Raw genomic sequence first — 23,756 nt, forward strand, 5'->3', positions numbered from 1 at the left:
CACCGCAGGCGGGCGGTCGGGAGTCAGACGTCCGTGGGGACGATGGAGCGAACCGAGAGCGTCTCCTCGCACCCCGGACACCGTTCGACGCGGGCGGCGCCGTACACGTCGCAGTGGTACGACGCGTCGCCCCCGTCGCCGAGGAGCAACCCGCACGACGGACACGGTTTCGGGCCGGAGTCGGTACTTCCGAAGAGGCGTGCGAGCGGTCGGGACGCGCGTCGGAGCATCGTGCTACTGTGAGACAGGGTGTGTAATAACGGTTGAGGTTCGTTCGCACCGTCTGCACGCCGGCGCACCACCCGGTTGCCCCCCGTTCCCGCACGCTGCGAAACCGGTCGAACGTCCAATCTGCTCGGGTCGAGAGGCGTACTCGCGCACAGAACGCGGCGAGGCGGCAGGAGAAAGAGACGAACGCCCGGACGCGACGCCGAGAGGCGACGAACGCACGGCCGGCGGGCGCGGCGAGACGGCGAGTTCGACAGCGCGAACTAGCAGATAGAAGTCGTTAGACTATTTTGGGCGTGCGTCCGGGCTCGAGAGCGTCGTCACGAGCCGTTCAATTGGCGAACCGGGGTGCGGCCGCCTCGTCTTCGGGGCGCACCGGGTACGAGGTCGTCGTAAGCACTGCTTACGGTTTGCGGTGCGCGCACGCGCCGAGAGGACCGGTCGGCTCGGTCGGCTGAGAGAGCGAATCACTCTCGTACAGACATTTCCATCGGCGGGCCACAGGTAGCCATTACATACATACAACTGTAAATGAATGTGTCGAGAAAAGACGAGTGAGAGAGCGGAAGACGAGGATATGTGTTCGAACTGATCGGGCGTGGAGACTGTCAGCGTCGAGATTCGTTAAGAGCGTTCGAGAGTCCTAAATGAACTGTTCAGAACGCTGGAGAGCTGCTATCGCGTCCCGAAATCTGCTTTGGCCGCATCTCGGTCCGTCGAACGAAACTGCTCCGAGAGCCCGTCGCCCTCGCCAGCGGCGAGACACGTAAGGTCCGTCTTTAGGGGCTAAATCGTCGGTTTAGGGCGACTCGTCCCCCGCCCGAAGCCGGCTTCTGCCCGGACTGATTCGTACGGCAGAAAGTCATCTCTTGATTACAATCGTCTGACGAGTTCTGTGATCGGTGCCGTCGCCCGCGAACCGCCCCGGCGAGTGAAGGAGAGGCCGGCGACGACGGCAGACGCACAGTCCCCCCATAACCAAACGGCTCGGACGCCTATCTCGGGTGTATCATGAACGCTACGAACGAGAGCCGGCCGCGGTGTACGGAGTGCGGCGCCCCCCTGACCCGCGCCGTGACCGGGACGATGGCCCTCTCCGCCACGACGCTGTGTCCCGACTGTGACCGAAGCGGGTGAGACGGTGCCGACGACGCTCCCCTGTCGCCCCGGGAGCGACTCGTCTCGACGCCGCGGACGCGTCGTCAGTGCGGACGTGTCCGGAGCCGAGTGACGGACGCGATAGCTTCCTGTTAAGTCGGTGTTCGGGACGATAACTATCTTTGACAATCGTGTAAGTACCGTATGCATCTGACCGACCGCTCCGCGTTCTCGACGAGGTGGCAGCGATGAGTTCGCCCGCAGAGCAGTCTGGGGCGGGGGCGAGTGGAACCGCCAGCGTGGAGCCGACCGGAACCGACGGCGCGGACCCGACCGACTGGTACGACCGCGAAGTGCCGGGCATCGTCGCCGGACTCGAAGCGTCCGGTCGACTCGGCACGCAGACGAGCGACGCCGCGTGGGAACTCCTCGCGCGGGGTCGCGCCCGCGCGGCACTGGAACTCGTTCTCGGCGCGGTAGACGCCGCCTAATCGAACGGCGTCCCGTCGTAGTGAACAAATAGATTTTCCGTCCATCTCCGTAGGGGGCGTATGCAAACGGTAGTCCTTGCGGCGGGCGTCGGCAGCCGAATGTGGCCGCTCACGGAGTACAGACCGAAACCGATGCTCCCGGTGGCCGGGAAACCGCTGGTCGCACACACCGTCGACGCCGCCGTCGAGGCCGGAGCGACGGAGTTAGTCCTCGTCGTCGGGTACGAAGCCGACGACGTGCGCTCGTTCTTCGGCGAGGAGTACGCGGGCGTCCCCGTCGAGTACGCCGTCCAGGAGGAGCAACTCGGGACGGCGGACGCCGTCCGCTCGGCGCTGGACGTCCTCGACGAGGGGCGCTTCGCCGTCCTCAACGGCGACGCCCTTTACGACGTGCCGTCGCTGACGGCGCTCTACGACGGCGGGCCGGCAGTCGGGTCGTTCGAGGTGGCCGAGCCGACCTCCTACGGCGTCCTCGAAACCGACGACGGCTACGTGACCGGCGTGGTCGAGAAGCCGAGCGACCCGCCCTCGAACCTCGTCAACGCGGGCGCGTACGTCTTCCCCGAGGACGCCCACGGCTGGTTGCTCGACGTCGAGGCGTCCGAGCGCGGCGAACTCGAACTGACGGACGTGCTCTCGCGGTCCTGCGAGGCGTACGACGTGCGACCCGTCGCGTTCGACCGCTGGCTCGACGTCGGCCGACCGTGGGAACTGCTCGAAGCGAACGAGTGGAAACTCGCGGAGATGGAGACGCGTGTCGAGGGCGACGTGAGCGAGGGGGCCGAACTGAACGGTCCCGTCGTCGTCGAGGAGGGGGCCGAAATCCGCTCCGGCGTCGTCGTCGACGGCCCCGCGCTGATCCAGTCGGGAGCGACCGTCGGGCCGAACGCCTACGTCCGCGGCGCGACGCTGGTCGGCGAGGGCGCGAAGGTGGGCCACGCCGTCGAAGTGAAGAACAGCGTCCTCATGGACGGGGCCACGGTGGGCCACCTCGCGTACGTCGGCGACAGCGTCCTCGGCCGGAACGTGAACTTCGGCGCCGGGACGAAGGTGGCGAACCTGCGGCACGACGGCGAGAACGTGACGTTGACGGTCAAAGACCGGCGGGTGGACACCGGCCGCCGAAAGCTCGGCGTCGTCGTCGGCGACGACGCGAAGACCGGCATCAACAGCAGCCTCAACGCGGGCGTCGTCCTGTCGCCCGAGGCGACGGTGCTGCCCGGTGAGACGGTCACGCGGGACCGCTAAGGCGGGGGCGGCCCCGCCGTCGTGAGTCGGTGCGTGAGTGCGGTTCGCTGCCGGCGACTGCCTCGCGGACGCTGTGCACTATCGACGGTTGCGGCTCGAAAAGGGAGTCGAGAGGCGACGGCGTCCGCCGTCGCTCTCGGCGAGGGGGTGGGGGGATGCGGACCGTGGCTAGCGGTCGCGCTTTCGGGTGTAGACGGACATGAACGTCTCGAACAGTTCGGGGTCGAGTTTGAACTGGACGTCCACGAGGTCCTCCTCGGCGTCGTAGTTCACGTGCTGGACGTCGACGACGTCGAGCACCGTCTCCATCGCGTCGAGTTTGGAGTCGCTCGGGCCCTGCTCGATGCCGATACCCTCCTCGTTCACGGAGAGAGAGAGCCCGTCGATACGGGTCTGGTAGGAGCCCTTCGAGGCGCTGAGAAGCGGGTTGCAGCGCTCGACCAGACCGAGTTCGTTCAGGCGGTCGAGTCGGCGGTAGATGGTGGACTCGGAGACGTCGCAGGAGTCTGCCAGCTCCTCCGCCGTGACCGGTCCCTCTTTGCCGGCGACCAGAATCTCGCGCGCGACCTCGTCCCCGAGGGCGTCGAGAAGGTCATCACTTGCAACCTCCTCCAGGAGGAGGGACGACGATGCGACCCAGTGTGTGCTCGCTGCCATGGAGTCACCTATCGGGAGTCCCCACCTTATGTAATCGCCACATACTGAGACCGCCGCGAGAGTAGACCCACCGTACCGGTTCGCGTAAGCCCTGCCTACTCGAATCTGAGAACACTCTGCAGAAACTGCGAGAGAGCTTCTACTGGTGATATTCGGTACTAAAGGTACGATTACTAGAATGTTAACGCGAATTTGGCCGGATTGTGCCGCCAACGTGCACGGATAATTGGGATAGTAAATTCGACGGGCGGCCCGCGGAGAGAACAGCGACGGACGGCGGTCGGCGCGTCAGTGGACCGTCACCGACTTCGCGAGGTTACGCGGTTTGTCGATGGGCCGGTCGAGGAGGTCCGCGGCGTGGTAGGCGACGAGTTGGAGTTGGACGCTGGCGGGGATGCCGGCGACGTCCGGGTGCGTCTCGGGGATGGAGAGCACGTAGTCCGCGAACTCCGCTATCTCGCTGTCCGTCTTGCTCGTGACGGCGATGACGGGCGCGCCGCGCGCCTGTACCTCCTTCATGCTGCTCAGCGTCGCCTCGTCCTCGAAGCCGGTGAACAGCGCGAAGACGGGCGTGTTCGGCGTGACGAGCGCCAGCGGTCCGTGCTTCAACTCCGAGGCGGCGAACCCCTCGGCGTGCTCGTACGTGATCTCTTTGAACTTCAGCGCCCCCTCCAGCGCGGCCGAGTGCCCGACGCCCCGGCCGATGAAGAAGTACGAGTCGCTGTCGTGGAGTTCCTGTGCGAGCGCCGGCGCCACGGAGGTGTCGAGTATCTCCTGGACGTGACCGGGGAGGCGCGAGAGCGCCTCGACGAGTTCGCGGCCGTCCGAGGTGCGCGTGCCCGTGATGTCCTCGACGAGTCGCTCGCCGAGGAGCGACAGGGCGGTGACCTGCGAGCAGAACGTCTTGGTCGCGGCGACGCCGATTTCGGGGCCCGCGCGGATGAGGAGCGTGTCCTCGCACTCCCGCGTGATGGACGACCCGACGGTGTTGGTGACCGCGACGGTGTCGGCGCCGGCGCTCTTGGCGCGCCGGATGGCGTCGAGGGTGTCCGCCGTCTCACCGCTCTGCGTGACGGCGATGACCAGCGTGTTGTCCGTCACCGGCGGGCTGACGAGTCCGTACTCGCCGGCCTGGAACGCGTACGCCGGGACTCCCCGCGAGGAGAGCATCGACGAGGCGTACATGGCGGCGTGGTACGAGGTGCCCATCCCGACGAACTGGACCTGGTCCACGTCGGCGAACGTCTCCGGCGGGAACTCGTCGAGTTCGACGGTTCCCGTGAGCGCGTTCAGTCGGCCGTGGATGGTGTTGCGGAGCGACCCCGGTTGCTCGTGAATCTCCTTGAGCATGAAGTGCTCGTAGCCGCCCTTGCTCGCCGTCTCGGCGCTCCACTCGACGCGCTGGACCTCCCGGGAGACGGACCGGCCCGCGCCGTCGGTTATCTCGTAGCCGTCCTTCGTCACCTTCACGAAGTCGCCGTCGTGGAGATAGACCACCTGATCGGTGTGCTGGACGAACGCCGGTACGTCGCTGGCGAGGAAGTACTGGCCCGGCCCGATGCCGAGACAGAGCGGCGACCCCGACCGGGTCGCGTAGATGGCCTCCTCTTCGCCGATGATGGCGGTGATGGCGTACGTGCCGGAGAGGCGGGCGATGGCCGAACGGAACGCCTCCTCGGGCGTCGCGCCGTTGTTCAGTTCCTCCTCGATGAGGTGCGGGACGACTTCGGTGTCCGTCTCGCTGGCGAACACGTGGCCGCGGGACTCCAGTTCCGTCTTCAGCGACTGGTAGTTCCCGATGATGCCGTTGTGGACGACGGCGACGCGCCCCGACTCGTCGGTGTGCGGGTGCGCGTTCTCGTCGGTGACGCCGCCGTGAGTGGCCCAGCGGGTGTGCCCGATACCGAGGCTGCCCGACATGGGGTTCGATTCGACGGCTGCGACGAGTTCTTCGACCTCGCCCGTCTTCTTGTTCAGCTGGATGCTAGAGCCGTTCTTGACGGCGAGGCCCGCGGAGTCGTATCCCCGGTACTCGAGCCGTTCGAGTCCTTCTAACAGCGGTTCGACCGTGTCGTCCTGCCCGATGCACGCGGTTATTCCACACATAGTTACGCTGCCACCTCTGACTGCTCGCGGACGACTCCGTCCACGACCACGCCGGCACCGACGGTGGCCTCGGCGCCGACGCTGCTACCTGCCGTAAGCGTCGCGTTCGCACCGACCGTGGCGCGGTCGGCGACGATACTTCCGATTCTGCGGTCCGTGTAGAGGCGGCCGTCGACGACGACGTCCGCCCGTCCGCCCGGCGAGGCGACGCAGTCGCCGATGCGGGCGCCGGACCCGACGACGGAGTCGCGCAGGAGGGCGTTCGCCCCCACGTGCGCGTCCGTCGACACGATGGACCGCTCGACGACCGAGTTGGCCCCGACGTGGACGTTGTCCTGCAGACACGTCCCCGACCGGATGACCGCGCCGGGGCCCACGTCGCAGTCCTTGCCGATGACGACCGGCCCCTCGATGATGGCCGACTCGTGGACGCGCGCGGAGTCCGCGACGTACACGTCCGACCCGTAGTGGCGGCCCAGGAGCGTCTCGGAGACCGAGAGCAACTGCCAGGGGGTCGAGGGGTCGAGCCACCCGCCGTTGACGAGGATGGAGGTGACGGGGCCGTCGAGATGCTCGATGGCGTCCGTCAGCCGAATCTCGCCTTGCCACGGGTCGGTCTGGTCGAGGGCGTCGAACACCGAGTCGTCGAACGCGTAGACGCCGGCGTTCACGACGTAGCCCTCTCGCTCGACCGGATGCTCGTCGATGTCGGCGATGAGGCCGCGGTCGGTGATGACGACGCCGTACTCCTCGGGGGTGTCCGAGTGTGCGACCGCCACGGTGGCGGCGCAGTCGGTCGACTCGTACCGTTCCAGCGTCGACTCGACGATTTCGGTGTCGATGATGTTGTCTCCGTTGACGACGAGGAAGTCGCCGTCCACCATCCCGGACGCCTGCATCAGGGCGTGACCGCTCCCGAGACGGGAGGGCTGCTGGACGAACTCGACGTCCAGGTCCTGATACGCCGCGGTGAGGTGCGTCTGGATGCGGTCGCCGCGATAGCCGACCACGACGACGACGCGTTCGATGCCACTGTCTACGAGCGCGTCGAGGACGTAGTCGACGACCGGTCGGTTCGCGACGGGAAGCATCGGCTTCGGGAGATACTTCGTGAGCGGACGGAGCCGCCGACCCTCACCTGCGGCGAGGACGACCGCCTCGCGGACGTCGCTCATCCGGGTCCCTCCCGGCACGGACGAACTGACGCCGTGCCGTTCGGCCGGGCGGAGTGTAGTGGCATAGTACGCTAGGTGGGCCGAACAGGCATTGTTATAGGCAGCGTGTCACGCTCGCAACGCGTGGTTAGGCGCACCGTTTCCCGAGAATACGACCCCTGATTCGGCCGGCTCGCGGCACCGTACGCATCGGTTCATCCGAATGTGTCAATAAATTGTTCTAACGGCGCGATTTTGGTGTCAGACACCAGCTCGAAAGAAAGACAGTATGGAGACGGAGTCTCTCGCGTGTGAAAAAATTTCGAGGAGGGGAGCGACGGCTGCCAGTCGAAGTCGAATCAGCCACCGAACACCTCCGAAAAGAAGAGCCGACTAGCGGTCGACGTCGCGCTGGCGGTACGTCTCCATCGCGGTGAGGACGACGAGCGCGGTGGTGCTGACGACCGCCCACCCGGCGGCGGGAACGAGTGCGAACCCGGGAGCACCGAGGAGGCCGGCGGCGACGGCGACGCCGACGGCGCCGGCGACGGCGACGTTGCGTTTCGGCGACGAGGAACGCACGTCGTCGTCCGCGGGCGTCGAGTCACCGAGGTACGGTTCGAGCTGTTCGGCCATCGGCTTCAGCGTGATGTCGCCGCGGTTCTTCTCGAAGTCGATGACGCCGGAGTTGGCCATCTTCGGAAGGTGGCACTGGTAGAGACCGATGTACACGCGCTTGCGCTGGCTGGAGGAGAGCTGTGCGATCTCGATGTCGTTCTCCTTCGCGGCGATGTACTCGGCCATGTCGCCGAGTTTCGCCTCGCCGTCGTTCTCCTTCAGGTACCGAATGGCGTCGCGGCGTCGCTGGTTCTTCAGCAGTTCGAAGATGGTATCCTTCGAGAGGAGTTCCTGCGCGTCTTCCTGCTGTTCGGGCTGTTCGGCTGCGTCCGCCTCGGGGGTCGAGGCGTCTTGCGTCTTGGATTGGGTGAGTGTTTCGAGTGCCATCTGCCTACCTCCCTCTCGTCGAGAGGCGCCGTTGCGCCGGTCGTCGGTGTCACCCACCAGGTTAATTTGATATTTCCCGATTGGCTCGCGGTGGGCGACGTCCTAACGTCGCTGGTTCGACCCCGCACGAGAGGTCAACTACTCTTTCTACAGGGGCCGACATATACCTGCCTTCGAGTCGCAGGTTCTGCTGTCGTTCGCGCAGCGAGCGTATTTTTTAAGGACTTGGCCAAAGATATTAAGACATCCCCTAACAGAAATCGAACGGCTAACTCACTCGAATTGTGTGTCTAACCCGCCCGATACCACGAAATTCGAGAGCGAACGAAAATTCGAACTGCGCGGCAGTAATTCTCTCGCAGTATCTGCACGGATTGCAAACAGTTGACACTATGGGCGAGATACCGACGTGTCAGACCGGCCGGTAGTTTCGGTACTCGGGCGAGAGACCGGAGAAAGGTGTGCGCTCTACGCTGCCCCACCGACGCGTTCTCATTCGATGAGCGTCTCGAACGAGTCCGTGGTCTCTTCGCCGCTCGACTCGGCCAGATACTGTGCGCCCGCGAGGGCGAGTATCGCAGTCGAGACGAGCACGGCGATGGCGAACCACGGAAGCGCCTCTAGGGCGACCGCTCGCGCGAGTATCGCGAGCCACCCCACCGCACCCAGGATGGCGTAGTAGGTCGCCCACGGCCGGGATTCGTCCTCCGTTCGCATCCAGAAGAATCCCTCGCTCGCAATCTCCGGTGTGAGCGCGACGATGCGCTCCTCGTCGTCGTACGAGACGATGCCAGCCTCCTCTAACTTCGGGAGATGTGTCTGATACAGCGAGATGTACACCCGCTGTCGCTCCTCGTCCGTCACCTCATCTACCGATGTGCCGTTCTCGACGGCCGCGATCTGGGCCGCCAACTGTTTCAGGCTCATCTCGTCTCCAGCCTCGTGGAGGTAGTAGATGATGTACCGACGACGAGAGTTACTGAGTATTCGGAACAGCTCGTCTTTGGATAGGTCGATCATCACATTTCGTGTCAGGCGTGTTGTCGTCCCCGCGCGCCCGCGACTGCCGATGCAAATCGCCGACTTGACGTATTCGACTCAGTATCTTTGTTATCGACTCGCTTATGTCGTGACAGCGGTCCCTACCGTCGGCGATCGGCCACGGACGCGGGTTCGCGCGGACCGTTCACAGATGGAAAGTTTACAACAGATTTTTCGGCGTAAAGCCGGGCATTAGCGTTCTGGGGAGGGACCCGGTGCACGGTACGACGGGAATCTAACCAGACGAGGGGCTGTTAATACACGAACACCAGACGTGTATCAGTGACTAACAATACCGGATGGGAACAAAAGACGGGTCGAAACCGAGATGTTCGAGTTAACAGGCTTTCAGCGGGACCTCCTGTACGTAATCGCAGGCTCCGACCGTCCCTCCGGGCAAGAGATTAAGGAACGAATTGGAAAAGACGTGGGCGAGGTTAATCACGGGCGACTGTACCCCAACCTCGACGCACTCGTCGAAGAAGGGCTGGTGGACAAAGGTCAGCAGGACCGACGGACCAACTACTACACCATCTCCGAGGAAGGCCAACGCGCTATCCACGAACGACGGGAGTGGGAAGACCAGTACGTCTCGCTGGACGAGTAGGTCCGCCGGCGACGCGTCGGCCCGGTGACCACCCCTACGGGCGGAGTCGAAGACCGAATAGGTAGCCTCGCGCTCGGACGCATCCCCTTCTCCCCCGCTTCTCCGCTCTCAGCGACGCGCGCGCCGTGACTCATCTCGCGGGCGCGTCGGACACTCGTCTGACGGCGAGGGCTCGGCGCCGTCGAACCCGGGCGGAGACGGACGGAAGTTACTGCCTTCGGCCCGAATCGGCGGACGCGGCTCTGAGCGTCGGAATCCCGCGCTGTCCCCCGATTTTTCGCCTTCTCGTCGCGCACAGGTTCCCTATAACAAAGCGTGTACGGGACCCCGGTACGGTAGACAACGATCTATGACCACTCACAGGAACGCGGTCGAACGAACCGAGGACGGCGTCCGAGACGAACGGCGTCAGGTCCCCCGACACCGATGACGGCCGACAGTGGCGGCGCGTCGCAGGTGGCAATCGTCCTCGGCACTCGACCAGAGATAATCAAGTTCGCACCCGTCATCAAGGCGTGCGACCGTCGAGGTGTCGACTGTCTCCTCGTTCACACCGGGCAACACTACTCGGAGGACCTCGACCAGGTGTTCTTCGACCAGTTGGAACTCCCGACGCCGGACTACAACCTCGAAGTCGGCTCTCGTTCGCACGGCGAACAGACCGGACGGATGCTCGAGGGCATCGAGGACGTCCTCGACGAGCACGCTCCGGACGTCGTCTTGGTTCAGGGCGACACGAACTCGACGCTCGCCGGCGCACTCGCCGCCTCGAAGTCGAACGTCGACGTGGGCCACGTCGAGGCGGGCCTGCGAAGTTTCGACCGGGACATGCCCGAGGAGGTGAACCGCGTCGTGACGGACCACATCGCCGACTACCTGTTCCCGCCGACGGAGGAGACGAGGAGCCACCTCGAACGGGAGTCGGTCGCCGGCGAGATAGTGACCACCGGGAACACCATCGTGGACTCGCTGTACGAGTACCGTGACCTCGCCGCGGAGAAGAGCGACGTGCTGTCGGACCTCGGTCTGCAGGAAGACGACTTCTACCTCCTCACCGCCCACCGCGCGGAGAACGTCGACGACCGCGAGAGTTTCGCTCGACTCCTCGAAGGCGTCTCTCGCTTCGCGGCGCAGACCGGCCGCGAGGTGGTCTACCCCATCCACCCCCGCGCGCAGTCTCGCCTCGACGAGTTCGACCTGACGCTCCCCGAGGAGATTCGGACGGTCGAACCGCTGGACTTCCTCGACTTCCTCCGACTGGAGTCGGCCGCCGCCCTCGCCTTCACCGACTCCGGCGGCGTTCAGGAGGAGACCTGTATCCTCGGAACGCCCTGCGTGACGCTCAGATACAGCACGGAACGGCCGGAGACCGCTTACGTGGGCGCGAACTGTCTGGCTGGACTCGACCCCGACGACGTCGTGGAGGCCGGGAGCACGATGCTCGGAAAGGACGCCGACTGGGACGTCCCCTTCGGGGACGGCCGCGCGGCGGAACGAATACTCGACACGCTCGCCGCCGGGGTCGAACCCGACGCGGCGGAGGTATCTCCATGAAAATCTGTGTACACGGAATCGGTTACATCGGGCTCGCAACGGCAGCACTGTTCGCGAACAACGGCCACGACGTCGTCGGCTACGACCCCGACGAGGAACTCGTCGAAGAGTTACGCGCCGGGAACCCGCGCACGACCGAGGCGGAACTCCGCGAGTACGTCCTCGACGCACTCGACGCGGGGCTGGAACCCTCGACCGAAGTCGTCGAGGCCGACTGTCACATCGTCTGCGTGCCGACGCCCTACGAGGCGGACTCCAAGCGCGCGGACCTCTCGTACGTCGAGATGTCCGGTCGGACGGTGGCGGAGTACCTCCGCGAGGACGACATGGTCATCCTCGAGTCCACCGTCCCGCCGGGAACGACCGAAGAGGTTCTCGCTCCCATCCTCGCCGCGTCGGAACTGACGCCCGGCGAGGACTTCTCGCTCGCGCACTGCCCGGAGACGGTTCTCCCGGGAAACATCGCCCACGAACTCGTCCACAACGACCGCATCATCGGCGGTATCGACGACGAGTCCGCCGACAAGACCATCGCGCTGTACGAATCGCTCGTCGAGGGTGACATCCACCGCGCACCGGACGCGACGACGGCGGAGTTCGTGAAACTCTCGCAGAACGCCTACCGAGACGTGAACATCGCGTTCGCCAACGAACTCGCCCGCGTGGCGAACGACTACGGCATCAGTTCGCGCGACGCCATCGACCTGGCGAACGTCCACCCGCGCGTGGACGTTCTCAACCCCGGCCCCGGCGTCGGCGGTCACTGCCTGCCCATCGACCCGTGGTTCCTCGGCCAGTTCTCCGACTCGCTGGACCTCATCGCCACCGCCCGGCGCGTCAACGACGGGATGGTGGACTTCGTGGTCGAACTCCTCGACGGAGAACTCGGTTCGCTGGACGACGCGAGCGTCGCGGTCCTCGGCGTCGCCTACAAGGGGAACGTGGACGACGCGCGGCACAGTCCGGGACTGCGACTCGTCGAACGACTCACCGCGGCGGGATCACGGGAGGTCGGTGCGGCGGCGGCCGACGGCGGCCAGTTGGTCGGCGACGTGGACGTCCGCGTTCACGACCCCCACGTCAGGACCGACGCCGTCGACCTCGTGGACCTGGACACCGCCCTCGACGGCGCCGACGCGATGGTCGTCGCCGCCGGCCACGACGCGTTCCGCGACGTCGACCCGGCCGAGGCGGCCGACCTGATGGACGGCCGCGTCGTGGTGGACGGGTTCTCCATCCTCGACGCCGACGCGTGGCGCGACGCCGGATTCGACTACGTGGAGATCTGACTCCGGCACCCGCCGCAGTCGATAATAGTAGCTTAAATCGCCCAGAAACAGCCGTCTGAAGTTCGTGTCGAGGGGCCATTCACGAAGACCTGAAAGACGCGTATTTTCCACTTTCAAGCGTTTCTACGCCACATTTACCACAAGACTTATTTCGTTAATGGGAATGAAAGAGAGTATGGGATGCGACGATACCGACGGTCCCGCGGCCGGCGTGGAGACCGACCACGACCAACCGAACCAAGAGAACTCCGGGACGACTTCGATGGGGACTTCGACGCTGGGGACGTCGGAGACGGAGCACGTCGCGGACGACCAGTACCTGACGATACGACCGACCGACGACGGCGTCGCCACGTTCGAGGCGACAGTCGACGGACGAATCAAGTCGGCCGACGACCTGGACGCGATACTTCCCGGCCTCGGGAAGTGCGCCGAAGACGCGATACTGAACGAACCTCGTCAGTACATCTTCACGGGGAACCTCACGAGCATCCGAATCGACGGCCCCGCCGCCGCGTTCCTCGACGGCGACCGCGTCGCCTGACGACCGCCCGCGACAACGGCGGACACGGTGGAGTGGTTCGCGGGAACCGGCCACCCGTCTCGCCGACGCTTCGTTATCGCAGCGACACCGTTCCGCCGGAGAGACGTCCGTCCAGCGTCACGGGACCTCCATCGTCGTCGCCGGCCCGAGCCACCGTCGGAAAAGAGACGCTTCGTCACCTCACACCGAGCGGAGTCGCTCAGTCGCCGTCTTCGGCGGACGTCACCGACGAGAGTTCGGCCTGTTCGGCCGCGTCGAGTTCGTCGATACCGAGTTCGCCGCGTTCGGCGCGGACGAGTCGTTCGGCGCGGGCGCGGTCCTCGGGGTAGCCCACGTCCACGCGCCATCCCTCCGCCGGCACCGCCGAGATGGTCCGGCCGGAGTGGATGAGTAGGTCGATTGCGTCGGGCAGTTCGTACTCGCCGCGGTCGGAGGCCTGGACGAGACGGCAGGCGTGGAAGATGGCGGGCGAGAACGTGTAGAACCCCGTCATCACGAGGTTCGACTCCGGTTCGTCGGGTTTCTCCACCACTTCGAGGATGTCGCCGTCGTCGTTCGTGACGCAGACGCCGTAGCGGGAGGCCTCCTCCCACGGCACCTCCTCGACGAGGAACGCCGCGTCGGCGTGGTCCTCGTGTTGCCGGGCGACGACTTCGTCGAGGTTCGCGTTGAACACGTTGTCGCCGAGCATCAGCATGAAGTCGTCGTCGACGTGCTCCTCCGCCGTGAGGACGGCGTGCGCCAGACCGAGTGCCTCACGCTGGTGGGCGTACGTGATGGGGACGCCGCGGTACTCGTCGCCGAAGTGGCCGATTATCTGCTCTTTCCGGTGACCGACGACGAGGACGAACTCCTCGGCGTCGAGTTCGTACAGGCTGTCGAGGCAGTGTTCGAGAATCGGGCGGCCGTCCACCTCCACGAGCGCTTTCGGTTTATCGTTCGTCAGCGGTTGGAGGCGAGTTCCCTTCCCGGCGGCGAGTACGACTGCTTTCATCGAACGTAGCTACAGCTAGCGCGTAGATTGTTATACGGCGGATAGCGGCGCGGCCCCCCGCGCCGTACCCACCTATGTGCGGTGTCGAACCCGTGCCAACGGGTTTCAGGCAGATAGCTTGTCGTTCGGGCCACGTGTCGCGGCAGCGAGTCGGGAGCATCCGAAATGCGACCACGAAGCCTGAACGTGACCACAAATGAGCTATAGCATTATAAATAGTATTACGCCAATTGGAGAAATACGTAACTCCTGAAAGGGTTAGGAGTTGGATTGTGCGCTTAGGGTGCGATTCCGTGCTTCTCGGCGAGACTGTTCACATCGTCTAGGAGTCGCTCCGCGGCCGACTCGCGGCGCGCCTCGACGGTGACGCGGACGAGGGGTTCCGTCCCGCTCGCGCGCACGAGGAACCAGCCGTCGTCGGTGTCGACGCGCACGCCGTCCGTGGTGTCCACGTCGTCGTACGCCGCGCGGAGGGCGTCGCCGATGGCCGCTATCGCACCGGTCTTGTCGTCGACCGGAAGGTTCAGCCGGCGGGTGGCGTACCGCGACGGGTCCACGTCGGCCATCTGTTCGGAGAGCGGTCCCTCGCGGCGGACCAGGTCCACGAGTCGAAGCGCGGCGTAGTTGGCGTCGGGCGCGAGCGTCTGGTCGGGCCACATCCACGCACCGCTCGGTTCACCGCCGAAGACGAAGCCGGGTCGGGAGACGGCCTCGGCGACGTAGACGTCGCCGACGGGCGTGTACTCCACCTCGCCGCCCGCCGCCTCGACGACGTCGGCGACGAGGAGGCTGGTGTCGACGGGGACGGCGACGGCGTCGCCGGGGGAGACGGCGTCGCGGGCGAACAGGGCGAGGAGAACGTCGCCGGGGACGTACTCGCCGGTGTCGGAGACGGCCACCATGCGGTCGGAGTCGCCGTCGTGGGCGATACCGACGTCCGCACCGACCGCGGGGACGGTGTCTCGAAGCGCGGTCAGCGTCTCGGCGGTCGGTTCGCTCTCGCGCGCGGGGAACGTGCCGTCCGGTTGCGCGTTCAGCGTGTTCACCGTCGCACCGAGTTCGTAGAGGGCGTCGACGCTGACGCGACCGGTGCCGTTGCCGAGGTCCACGACCACGTCGAGTCCGTCCAGCGAGTCGAACTCGGCGGTCACCGCCTCGGTGTGCCGTTCGACGGCACTGTCGTCCGCGGATTCGCTCCCGAAGGCGTCCCACGCCGCGCGTTCGGCGTCGGCGGCGAGTCGTCGCTCGATGCGTTCGTTCTGCTCGGGCGTGAACGCCTGTCCGGACGGGTTCCACAGTTTGATGCCGTTGTCGGGGGCGGGGTTGTGCGACGCGGTGACGGCGACGCCGGCGTCGGCGTCGAACCACTCGACGCTCCGCGCGATGGTCGGCGTCGCGGCGACGCCGACGCGGACGACGTCGGTCCCGCACTCGCGGAGTCCGGCGCTGAGAGCGTCCGTGAGGACGTCTCCCGTGACGCGCGCGTCCCGTCCGAGAACCACTCGGTCCGCGTCGACGGCGACAGCCTGTCCGATGCGGAGTGCGAGGTCCGCCGTCACCGTCTCGCCGACGGGGCCCCGGATGCCGCTCGTTCCAAACATACGAGAGATTCAATCCGCCCGACCGCATTGGTATGCGTCACCTATACCGGCGTCCGGGACCCGCGGCGATCGCGTGCGAGACGGACTAACACGCCACACGCGAGTGTACGCGGGTGGCGACGTTCGAGAGTGAGTCGGAGCGTGAGAACGACCGACGGACCGTGCCCGGAGGCGGCGCGTCGGTCAGTTTCGCTGTTGCCGCCGAGCGATGTCGACGCTGGGGACGATCTCCAGTCGCCCGCCGGCGTGAATCGTCACGTCGTACCCCGCGTACGAAAACGAGATGCGCCCGCTGACGTCCTCCACGAACAGGCTATCGAGGGCGTCGGGGTCTATCGTCGAGGCCAACGGGGGCAGTTCCGTCGGCTCCACGTTCTCGATGGCCGCGACGCTCAGCACGACGTTCGTGCTCACGAGTTCGGAGCGTTCGTACGCGACGTGGTACGACTCGGCGCCGTCGTCGTAATCGATACGCTGTTCCCACCAGTTCTCGGTCTGCGCTCTCATCTATACGATATTCTGCGAGTTTATTCGTCGTTACATAAGCCTTATCATTGCTCAAAATTCGAGCCGTCCGTTTAAGCATCGTTTGACTGAGATTTTTCGGTCGCTGGGAACGACTGCCGGTAGACTTACAGTCGGTTATTAGCTTTCTACCGTCCGGTTTCGACCGTTTCGTTCGCGCCGGTGGATGGTCCCGGCGTCGAACAGACCGACAGGTAGTTAGCCGACGACACCCGATGGTAGGCCGATGTGGCCCTGGGGACACCTCGCGCTGGCGTACGTGCTCTACTCGTCGCTCACCCGCCTCCGGTATCGACTCCCGCCGACGTGGCCGGGCGTCGCCCTCGTCGCGTTCGGGTCGCAGGTGCCGGACCTCGTCGACAAACCGCTCTCGTGGACGCTCGGCGTCCTCCCGACGGGCCGTTCGTTCGCCCACTCGCTCGTCTTCGGCACGGCTATCGTCGTCTCCGTCGCCCTCCTCCTGCGGCGACTCGACTTGCCCGGCGAGAGGGCGTTCGCACTCGGCTACTACTCGCACCTCGTCGGCGACTCGTACGGGGCGGCGCTGGCGGGCCGGTTCCACGAACTGAACTTCCTCCTGTGGCCGGTACTGCCGTTGGACACGGCCGACGAACCGACCGTCGGAATCATCCAGTATCTCCTGAACGCGCAACTGAACGGCCAGATGGCGTTCGAAATCGGACTCGCCGGCCTCGTCTTCGTCTGGTGGGTTCTCGACGGCGCGCCCGGAGTCGCGGCGGTGTGGAACGCGATGCGCCGCCGTCTCGTTCGGCCGGCAAGTTGATGGTAAGCTGAATTTCAATTATTGTTGAAATTACGGCAATCATATTAATTGGGGATGAGCACGTAGCGTCGTCTATGCACGTCGTCCTCGTCACCGCTTCCGCCGTCCGCCACGACCACGTCCACGCCGAGGATGGGCACGTAGAGAGTTCACTGCCCGCACTCGGCCGTCTGGCGGACGACGCGACGGTGTTCTCCCGCGCGTACACCAGTTCACCGGACCCCGAATCGACGCTTCGAGCGGTACTGACCGGGTGGCACCCGATGCGAGACGGTGGCAGCGACTCGACCCTCGTGGACGCCATCTCCGAAGCGGGATGGGAGACCGGGCTGTTCCACGGTGACCCCGAAGGGTCGCTCTCGTCGCGGGGGTTCGAGGCCCCCGAGCGGTCGACGGCGGAGAGCGCGACCGACCGACTCCGACAGCGCCTCGGCCGGACGATGGAGGCGAAGACGGCAGTCGGGAGGTCGCTCGACCGGGTAGACCAACTGTTGGGGTCGACGGTCGGCGCCACTCTCGGCGCCTCGTCCGTCCGCCCCGGCGAGGACGTGACGGAGCGCGCGCTGTCGTGGCTGGACGAGACGTCCGGACCGCGGTTCCTCTGGGTCCACTACGACGACGCCGCGGCGCCGCACGTGCCGCGCGAGGGCACGGTGAGCGACGATATCGACCCCCGGACGGCGACGAAACTCGCGTACGCCACCGAGCGTGCCCCGGACGCCCTGACGGAGGACGAACGCGAGACGCTAGAGCGACTGTATCGCGGCGAACTCGAACACCTCGACCGGTGTGTCGGACAGTTGTTCGACGGGATACAGTCCCGCCTCGACGTGAACGACACGGTGACGGCGTTCATGGGGACGAGCGGCTGTCCGCTGGGCGAACGCGGCCGCTGGTACGACACGCACGACGACTTCCACGACGAGTCGGTCCGCGTCCCCCTGTTCGTCCACGGACCGGAGTTCGACGCCGAGACGGTGGAGTTCGCCGCGTCCTCGGTGGACGTGCTGCCGACACTCCTGTCCGCCGCCGGCGTCGAACGCGAGGAACGACGCGGCGGGTCCGACCTCCGGTCGTTCATGGGCCGGCGCGTGACGGAGCGACAGGTGTTCGCCGCCAGCGGTGACTCGCCGACGGAGGCGATGGTGTGCAACAGTCGCTGGAAGCTGGCCCGAACGCTCCGGGAGGGCCGGGAGTCGCTGTTCGACCACGGTGACGACCCCGGGGAACGCCGGGACCGTTCCGGCGAGAACCTCCCCGTCCAGCGAGCGCTCTCGCACGCGCTCGACTGCTTCGTCGAGAACCGTCGCGGGCAGCGGACCGAGTCGTCTCGGCGGATGGCGGCGTCGGGCGAACGTGGGCGTTAAGTGGATAGTAAAACCGCCGAGAGTCGACTTTTCCGTCATCTGAGCGCATTTTCTTACATTCGGTAGTTAGAGAAGTTCACACTTTCTTACTATTTTTTCACCGAAAGCTATTTGTAATTAACACTCTATTAACCGAGTGGATGGCGCAGAACACCGCAACTGGGAACGCCTGGGGGGATGGGACTGACGGGTCGACCGTCTCGGTTCGTCCGCGTGCGCGAACCCGGACGGCCGACCTGCCAACCGAAGATGGGTTAGTGTCAACCACGGTGGGTCACCGCGCTATCCGGGCACCAACCGGGTCCGCCGGCCCGGCCGGTGCTGCCGTATCGCTCGCTAAACAAGCTTCAACCGTCACTACCGCTCGGCTCGCTCGCTCGGCCGCCACCCGACGCGCAGCGAGCCACCGCTGACAGCCTACCACGTGCCGGACGGCCGGACCCCACGGTCCGCCACCGCCACTCCGTCAGGTTCGCCTGCGGACTTCGACGGACCGCGCGGGTCCGCCGTCACACACTTTTCGTACCGCCGCGTCGCGAGTCAGACCGTCGAGAGTTCCGTGTCCCGCCGCGACGACTTCTCGTCGCCGCCGAGTTTCCGGTAGCACTCGCAGAGCGCGTCGCCCGCGTCCGCCCAACTGAACCGGTCCTCGACCGCACGGCGGCCGTTCTCGCCGAGTCGCCGCCGTCGCTCGTCGTCCGTCGCGAGTTCGACGAACGAGAGGGCGAAGCCCGCGGGGTCGCCCGCGCGCACGACGAGTCCGGCGTCGGCGTCCTGGACGAACCGGCGTAGCGGTTCCACGTCGGTGACGACGACGGGTCGCGACATCGCCATGTACTGGAACAGTTTGTGCGGGACGGTCGTCTCGGTGTGACCCGTGGACTGGTGCGGGACGAGGCAGACGTCGCTGGCGTGGATGTACGAGGGAACCTCCTCGAAGGGGACCCGCCCCGTGAACGTGACGTGCTCTTCGACGCCGAGGGCCGCGACGATGGACTCGAGTCGTCGCCGGTACTCCTCCCCGTTCCCGACGACGACGAGGTGGGCGTTCGGGACGCGTTCGACGACGGCGGGCATCGCGCGAACCACCGCGTCGAGGCCGCGGTGGGGGCCGCCGAGCGTCCCGACGTAGGAGATGACGAAGTCGTCCTCGAAGCCGACGTCCCGGAGTTCGGCGCCGTCGAACGTGTCCAGCGAGACGTAGTTCGGGACGATGTCCACCTTCGAGCGGTCGGCGCCGCAGTCGTCGACGTAGTGGTCCGCCGCCTCCTCGGTGACGGCGATGACCCGGTCGGCGCGGCGCACCGCGTCCCGTTCGATCCGTTTCCAGCGGAAGAGCGGCCGCGTGAAGCGGCGAGCGGTGTAGCGGAGGTTGGTGAACGCGGCGAGCGAGTCGCCGCGACGGTACTGTTTGATGGCTTCCGGCCAGTTCTCGTGGAGGTCGGCGACGACGGGGAGGTCGTGGCGGTCGCCCGCCGCGATGGCGGTGTGGACCATCGGGAGGTCGTGAGCGTGGATGGCCTCGATGCCTTCGGCGGGGACGAGTTCGTCGAGGGCGCGCATCCACGAGTCGACGACGCCGGTGGCGAGCGTCCGAGCGCCGGCGACGACGCCGTCGAGACCCTCGTAGGCCTCTTGAAACGGGCGACGGACGACGGTCGCGGAACCGACCTCCTCGCGGTCGGGGAGGCCCTCGCCTGCCTCCGACAAGATGTAGACGGTGTGCCCGGCGGCGGCCAACGACTCGACCTCCTTCGCGAGGCGAATGTCGGTCGGATAGACCGCGTTCAGGAGCATACAGATGCGCATCGCTGATGTCAGCCACGAGGGGCGAGGAATAAAACGTTACGCAGGTTAGGAAGCACGAATCGATTCGACCGGACGTTCGCCGCCGCATAATTAAGTCCGACTCGACACAGAGCACGATGTACTCCGCCGTCACGTGGCGCGACACCCATGTCAGAAACTCCAACTCTCTCCGAGCCGACGACGTCGAACGACGCCCGCGAACAGCGTCTCGAACGGTGGGTGAAACAGCCCCCGGTCGGGCCGAACATGCAGTACCTCCGCGACGCCGAACGCGTCGCCGCACTCGACCACCTCGGTCACCGCGACCGGGTACTGGACCTCGCGTCCGAGTCGACGCTGACGGCCGGCCTCGACGCCGACGAAGTCGTCCGCCTCGACTTCTCCGCCGGCGCCAGCGAGACGGCCCGCGAGGAACTCGGCGACAGCGTCGACACCTACGAAGTCACCGAACCCGAGGCCCCGCGCCTGCCGTTCCCGGACGACCACTTCGACGGCGCGGTGTGCATCGGCCCCTACGACTGGAAGTTCCTCGACGTGGCCGGCCTGACCGACGAAGTCCACCGCGTCACCGCGTCCGACGGTCTCTACGTCTTCTCCGTGCCGACTCCGCGGTCACCCTACGCGGCCAACGGGAACAACCGGTTCTACGAACCCGCGGAGGCACTCGACGTCGTCTCTCCCGACTGGCACCTCGCGGACTTCGACCTCCTGTTTCAGTACCCCCGCCGCCTCCACCTCCTCGTCAACTCCCTCCCCGAGGACCTGCAGGACCGGTTCGTCACCGTCTCCGAACGCCTGTCCGATGAACTGACGGACCGCGAGATGTGGTCCCGCGCCTCCTACATCGTCCTCGCGGTGCGGCCGATGAAGTTCGAGTCGTACCTCGAACGCGGCGTCGACGCCCTGTTCCGCCCGACGAAGGAGGACGGCTTCTGGGACGAGGTGACTGACTCCATCATCCGCGCGCTGAACTACGAGTTCGACGGCGACGACGTGACGTGGTCGCGCGACGAGAGCAGAGAGTGGCGCTACGCCACGATGGCGATGATGGGCGTGATGAACTGGCGGGCGTCGCCCGTCGGGTCGGACCGCCACGACGAGAAGATTCACCGCGAGTTCGAGTACTTCGACGAGCACATCGCGTCGGGCGAACTCCCCGAGGAGATGCCGAGTTACGGTCTCGGCCCCCTGCTGTCGGCCTACGCGACGGCCGCGACGGTGTTCGAGGACCGACGCGAGTCGTACCTCGACTCGGCGCGGACGCTGTTCGACCACGCCGCGGAGACGGTCGAGTTCGACCACGCCGAGGACAGTCTCGTCCTCTACGGCGCGACGTACCTCCTCGAGGCGGACCCGACGGACGAACGCGTCCGCGGGTTCGTCGAACGCGGCCTCGCCGAGGTGTCGGACCGCCGTGACACCGAGGGCCTGTTCCACTTCGACAACGCGACGACGCGCCGGCACCAGAACCAGATGTACACCTGCTGGGCGCTCTCCCGCGCCATCGAGGTGACCGGACAGACGGGCTACCTGGCCGACGTGGAGTCGGCCCTCGACTACACTATCGAGAACCGAATGCGCGAGGACGGCGCGTTCGTCTGGGAGGACCTGCCCGCCTACGCCCGCGTTCCCGGCGAGATACGGAACCGCCTGACGTCGCAGACGCCGTACTGGCACTACCTGTACGAGTGTCACCAGACGTTCTTCGTCAACGCCGTCGCGCACTACGACGACGCGGGCGGCGAGGAGGACTACACCCACGAGGTGCGCCGCGCGATGGCGTGGATATTCGAGACGAACGGCACCGGCCGGGACCTCGTCGACGTGTCGGGTATCGGCGTCCCGATGCGGCAGGTGACCGTCGACGGCCGGATGGACAACCGGCAGTTCACGCGCGGGTGGCGCGACCAGCAGTACAAGGGAACGTACGAGGTGGGGTCGTACGTGATGGCGCTGACGCACCTGCTCGACGGCACCATCGACTGACGCCGTCGTCCACCGCGGCGCGTCCGCGCCACCGGGCGGGGACTTCGAATCCCGTCGTGCCGTTCCTTCACAAACCCTGAGTCCGCCGAAATCGGCACGCTCGAAGCCGTAGCCCGCCTATAACTATCCGGCGCGGGACCGTCCCATCGGTCACCACGATGACGCAGACGCAGTCACGACCCAACATTATCTGGATCTCTCTGGAGAGCGTCCGCGCGGACCACACCTCCGTGGGCGGCTACCACCGCGACACGACGCCGAACCTCCGCCGAATCGCCGACCTGCGCGACGGGCGGTCGTTCGACAACTGCTTCTCGCACGCCCGGTGGACGCCCGCCGTCTCGTCGTCGATTCTGACGGGGACGTACCTCACGACGCACGGCGTCGGCCACGCCAACACGCGCGACGTCCGCCGCCTCCCCGAGGACCTGCAGACGGTGCCGGAACTGCTGAGTGCGACGGGCTACGCCACCGCCGGGTTCAGCACGAACCCGTGGATAAGCGACGTGACCGGACTGGACCGCGGGTTCGAGCGGTTCAAGGCGAATCCGAACCGCGACGACTTCCTCTCGCCGCGGGGCGTGCGGGCCGGGCTGAAGTACCTCCGCGAGTTCACCTCGACGGGGGCCGGGTTCGAGACGGAACCCATCTACCACGCGCAGTGTCTCCCGCCGTACTACCAGTGTCAGTCGCTGTGCGAGTGGGTGGACGACCTCTCGGCGGACGAGGAGGACCGCCCGTACTTCCTCTACACCCACATGAACAGTTCCCACCACCCGTACAACCCACCGCTGTCGCTGTTAGAGCGGTTCCTCGGCGAGTTCGAGGGGACGCCGAAGGAGGCCATCGAGACGGCGAAGGAACTGACGAACAACATCTGGCGAGAGGTCGCCCACGGCTGTGACTTCACCGACCAGGAGCGTGCGGCGCTCACAGCGGTCTACGACGCCGAACTCGCGTTCACGGACCACCTCGTCGGCAAACTGTTCGACCACGTGCGCCGGAACACCGACGAGAAGACGGTGTTCGTCGTCACCGGCGACCACGGCGAACTGTTCGGCGAACAGGGCGTCCTCGGGCACAACCTCACCCTGCACGACGGTCTGACGAAGGTGCCGATGGTGACGTACGGGATGAACTTCCCCGAACGCGTCACCGAGGGTATCGTCCAGCACGTGGACGTGATGCAGACGCTGGTCGGTGCCGTCGGCGGCGACACGAGCCAGTTCCAGGGCGTGGACCTGACGCGCGAGACGCGCGATTACGCGCTGATGCAACGCGGTCCCCGCCTCGACGATTTGGACACCATCCTCGAACACAACCCGGACTGCGACATCGGCCGGTACCACGCCGGCGCGGTGGACTGCATCCGCTCTGCGGAGTGGAAACTCCAGCGCAGCGACGACCGGACGGAACTGTTCGCCCTCCCCGACGAGGAGACGAACGTCGCGGACGACCATCCCGACGTCGCCGCCGAGATGGAGGCCAAACTGGACGAGATGCTGCCGGACAAGCGGTTCGACGACGACGACCGGGAGGCGGCCAACCAGGTGGAACTCTCCTCGCAGATGGAGGACCACCTCGCCGACCTCGGCTACCTGTAACCGCGCCGTCGCGTCGCGTCCGCAGGTCTCCGGCGACCCGTCGAGTTCGTCGGCCGCGTGACGA

20 protein-coding genes are annotated in these 23,756 nt (G+C 66.1%); 10 read left to right on the forward strand and 10 right to left on the reverse strand.

Annotated features, from left to right (window positions below):
* Positions 1–23 precede the first annotated feature (23 nt).
* Positions 24–230, reverse strand: a complete 207-nt coding sequence (locus BM310_RS20045; protein ID WP_089811185.1) for a hypothetical protein — start codon at positions 228–230, stop codon at positions 24–26.
* 1,344 nt (positions 231–1,574) lie between these two features.
* Between BM310_RS20045 and BM310_RS20050 the strand changes: the two genes are divergently transcribed.
* Both BM310_RS20050 and glmU read left to right on the forward strand, forming a co-directional pair.
* Positions 1,575–1,817: a harpin-binding protein gene (locus BM310_RS20050; protein ID WP_191452513.1), complete on the forward strand. Its 243-nt coding sequence runs from the start codon at positions 1,575–1,577 to the stop codon at positions 1,815–1,817.
* Between the two features lie 60 nt (positions 1,818–1,877).
* Positions 1,878–3,065 carry a bifunctional sugar-1-phosphate nucleotidylyltransferase/acetyltransferase gene (glmU, locus tag BM310_RS20055; protein WP_089811189.1) on the forward strand — a complete coding sequence of 396 codons (1,188 nt, stop codon included), beginning with the start codon at positions 1,878–1,880 and terminating at the stop codon, positions 3,063–3,065.
* A gap of 168 nt (positions 3,066–3,233) precedes the next feature.
* Here the strand turns inward: glmU and BM310_RS20060 are convergent, their stop codons facing one another.
* From BM310_RS20060 to BM310_RS20080, 5 genes are all read right to left on the reverse strand, one after another.
* On the reverse strand, positions 3,234–3,722 hold the full coding sequence (locus tag BM310_RS20060) for an ArsR/SmtB family transcription factor (RefSeq protein WP_089811190.1): 489 nt from the start codon (positions 3,720–3,722) through the stop codon (positions 3,234–3,236).
* Between the two features lie 288 nt (positions 3,723–4,010).
* Positions 4,011–5,828 (reverse strand): glutamine--fructose-6-phosphate transaminase (isomerizing), encoded by a 1,818-nt coding sequence (glmS, locus tag BM310_RS20065; RefSeq protein ID WP_089811192.1) that lies wholly within the window; start codon positions 5,826–5,828, stop codon positions 4,011–4,013.
* A 2-nt stretch (positions 5,829–5,830) separates the two neighbouring features.
* A complete protein-coding gene (locus tag BM310_RS20070) occupies positions 5,831–7,003 on the reverse strand; it encodes a sugar phosphate nucleotidyltransferase (RefSeq protein WP_089811194.1) in 1,173 nt (390 codons plus the stop codon).
* A 372-nt stretch (positions 7,004–7,375) separates the two neighbouring features.
* Positions 7,376–7,987 (reverse strand): DUF7344 domain-containing protein, encoded by a 612-nt coding sequence (locus BM310_RS20075; RefSeq protein ID WP_089811196.1) that lies wholly within the window; start codon positions 7,985–7,987, stop codon positions 7,376–7,378.
* 492 nt (positions 7,988–8,479) lie between these two features.
* Positions 8,480–9,007 (reverse strand): DUF7344 domain-containing protein, encoded by a 528-nt coding sequence (locus tag BM310_RS20080; protein WP_089811198.1) that lies wholly within the window; start codon positions 9,005–9,007, stop codon positions 8,480–8,482.
* Between the two features lie 349 nt (positions 9,008–9,356).
* On the opposite strand from BM310_RS20080, the gene BM310_RS20085 reads away from it, so the two are divergent.
* The 4 genes from BM310_RS20085 to BM310_RS20100 all read left to right on the forward strand — a co-directional run bounded on the left by BM310_RS20085 (position 9,357) and on the right by BM310_RS20100 (position 13,022).
* Positions 9,357–9,635 carry a PadR family transcriptional regulator gene (locus BM310_RS20085; protein WP_089811200.1) on the forward strand — a complete coding sequence of 93 codons (279 nt, stop codon included), beginning with the start codon at positions 9,357–9,359 and terminating at the stop codon, positions 9,633–9,635.
* A gap of 426 nt (positions 9,636–10,061) precedes the next feature.
* Positions 10,062–11,189 (forward strand): non-hydrolyzing UDP-N-acetylglucosamine 2-epimerase, encoded by a 1,128-nt coding sequence (wecB, locus tag BM310_RS20090; RefSeq protein WP_089811202.1) that lies wholly within the window; start codon positions 10,062–10,064, stop codon positions 11,187–11,189.
* Positions 11,186–12,478: a nucleotide sugar dehydrogenase gene (locus tag BM310_RS20095; RefSeq protein ID WP_089811204.1), complete on the forward strand. Its 1,293-nt coding sequence runs from the start codon at positions 11,186–11,188 to the stop codon at positions 12,476–12,478. Before wecB ends, BM310_RS20095 begins: the two co-directional genes overlap by 4 nt.
* 175 nt (positions 12,479–12,653) lie before the next feature.
* Entirely contained in the window at positions 12,654–13,022 is a 369-nt protein-coding gene (locus BM310_RS20100; RefSeq protein ID WP_089811306.1) for a hypothetical protein, read from the forward strand.
* 199 nt (positions 13,023–13,221) lie between these two features.
* On the opposite strand, the gene aglF is transcribed toward BM310_RS20100, so the two are convergent.
* The 3 genes from aglF to BM310_RS20115 form a co-directional block, all read right to left on the reverse strand.
* Positions 13,222–14,016 carry a UTP--glucose-1-phosphate uridylyltransferase AglF gene (aglF, locus tag BM310_RS20105; protein ID WP_089811206.1) on the reverse strand — a complete coding sequence of 265 codons (795 nt, stop codon included), beginning with the start codon at positions 14,014–14,016 and terminating at the stop codon, positions 13,222–13,224.
* Between the two features lie 278 nt (positions 14,017–14,294).
* Positions 14,295–15,617: a phosphoglucosamine mutase gene (gene glmM / locus BM310_RS20110; protein WP_089811208.1), complete on the reverse strand. Its 1,323-nt coding sequence runs from the start codon at positions 15,615–15,617 to the stop codon at positions 14,295–14,297.
* 183 nt (positions 15,618–15,800) lie between these two features.
* Complete coding sequence (locus BM310_RS20115; RefSeq protein WP_089811210.1) at positions 15,801–16,124, reverse strand: HalOD1 output domain-containing protein; 324 nt, start codon at positions 16,122–16,124, stop codon at positions 15,801–15,803.
* A gap of 244 nt (positions 16,125–16,368) precedes the next feature.
* Between BM310_RS20115 and BM310_RS20120 the strand changes: the two genes are divergently transcribed.
* Complete coding sequence (locus BM310_RS20120; RefSeq protein WP_089811213.1) at positions 16,369–16,926, forward strand: metal-dependent hydrolase; 558 nt, start codon at positions 16,369–16,371, stop codon at positions 16,924–16,926.
* Positions 16,927–17,000: 74 nt separating this feature from the next.
* A complete protein-coding gene (locus tag BM310_RS20125; RefSeq protein WP_089811215.1) occupies positions 17,001–18,293 on the forward strand; it encodes a sulfatase-like hydrolase/transferase in 1,293 nt (430 codons plus the stop codon).
* A gap of 540 nt (positions 18,294–18,833) precedes the next feature.
* On the opposite strand, the gene BM310_RS20130 is transcribed toward BM310_RS20125, so the two are convergent.
* Positions 18,834–20,102 carry a glycosyltransferase family 4 protein gene (locus BM310_RS20130; RefSeq protein ID WP_245778558.1) on the reverse strand — a complete coding sequence of 423 codons (1,269 nt, stop codon included), beginning with the start codon at positions 20,100–20,102 and terminating at the stop codon, positions 18,834–18,836.
* Between the two features lie 147 nt (positions 20,103–20,249).
* On the opposite strand from BM310_RS20130, the gene BM310_RS20135 reads away from it, so the two are divergent.
* A complete protein-coding gene (locus BM310_RS20135; RefSeq protein WP_089811217.1) occupies positions 20,250–22,088 on the forward strand; it encodes a class I SAM-dependent methyltransferase in 1,839 nt (612 codons plus the stop codon).
* Between the two features lie 158 nt (positions 22,089–22,246).
* Positions 22,247–23,692, forward strand: coding sequence for a sulfatase (locus BM310_RS20140; protein ID WP_089811219.1), 1,446 nt, complete (start codon positions 22,247–22,249; stop codon positions 23,690–23,692).
* The last annotated feature ends 64 nt before the right edge of the window (positions 23,693–23,756 follow it).

This window comes from Halogeometricum rufum (assembly GCF_900112175.1).
Classification (GTDB): Archaea; Halobacteriota; Halobacteria; order Halobacteriales; family Haloferacaceae; genus Halogeometricum; species Halogeometricum rufum.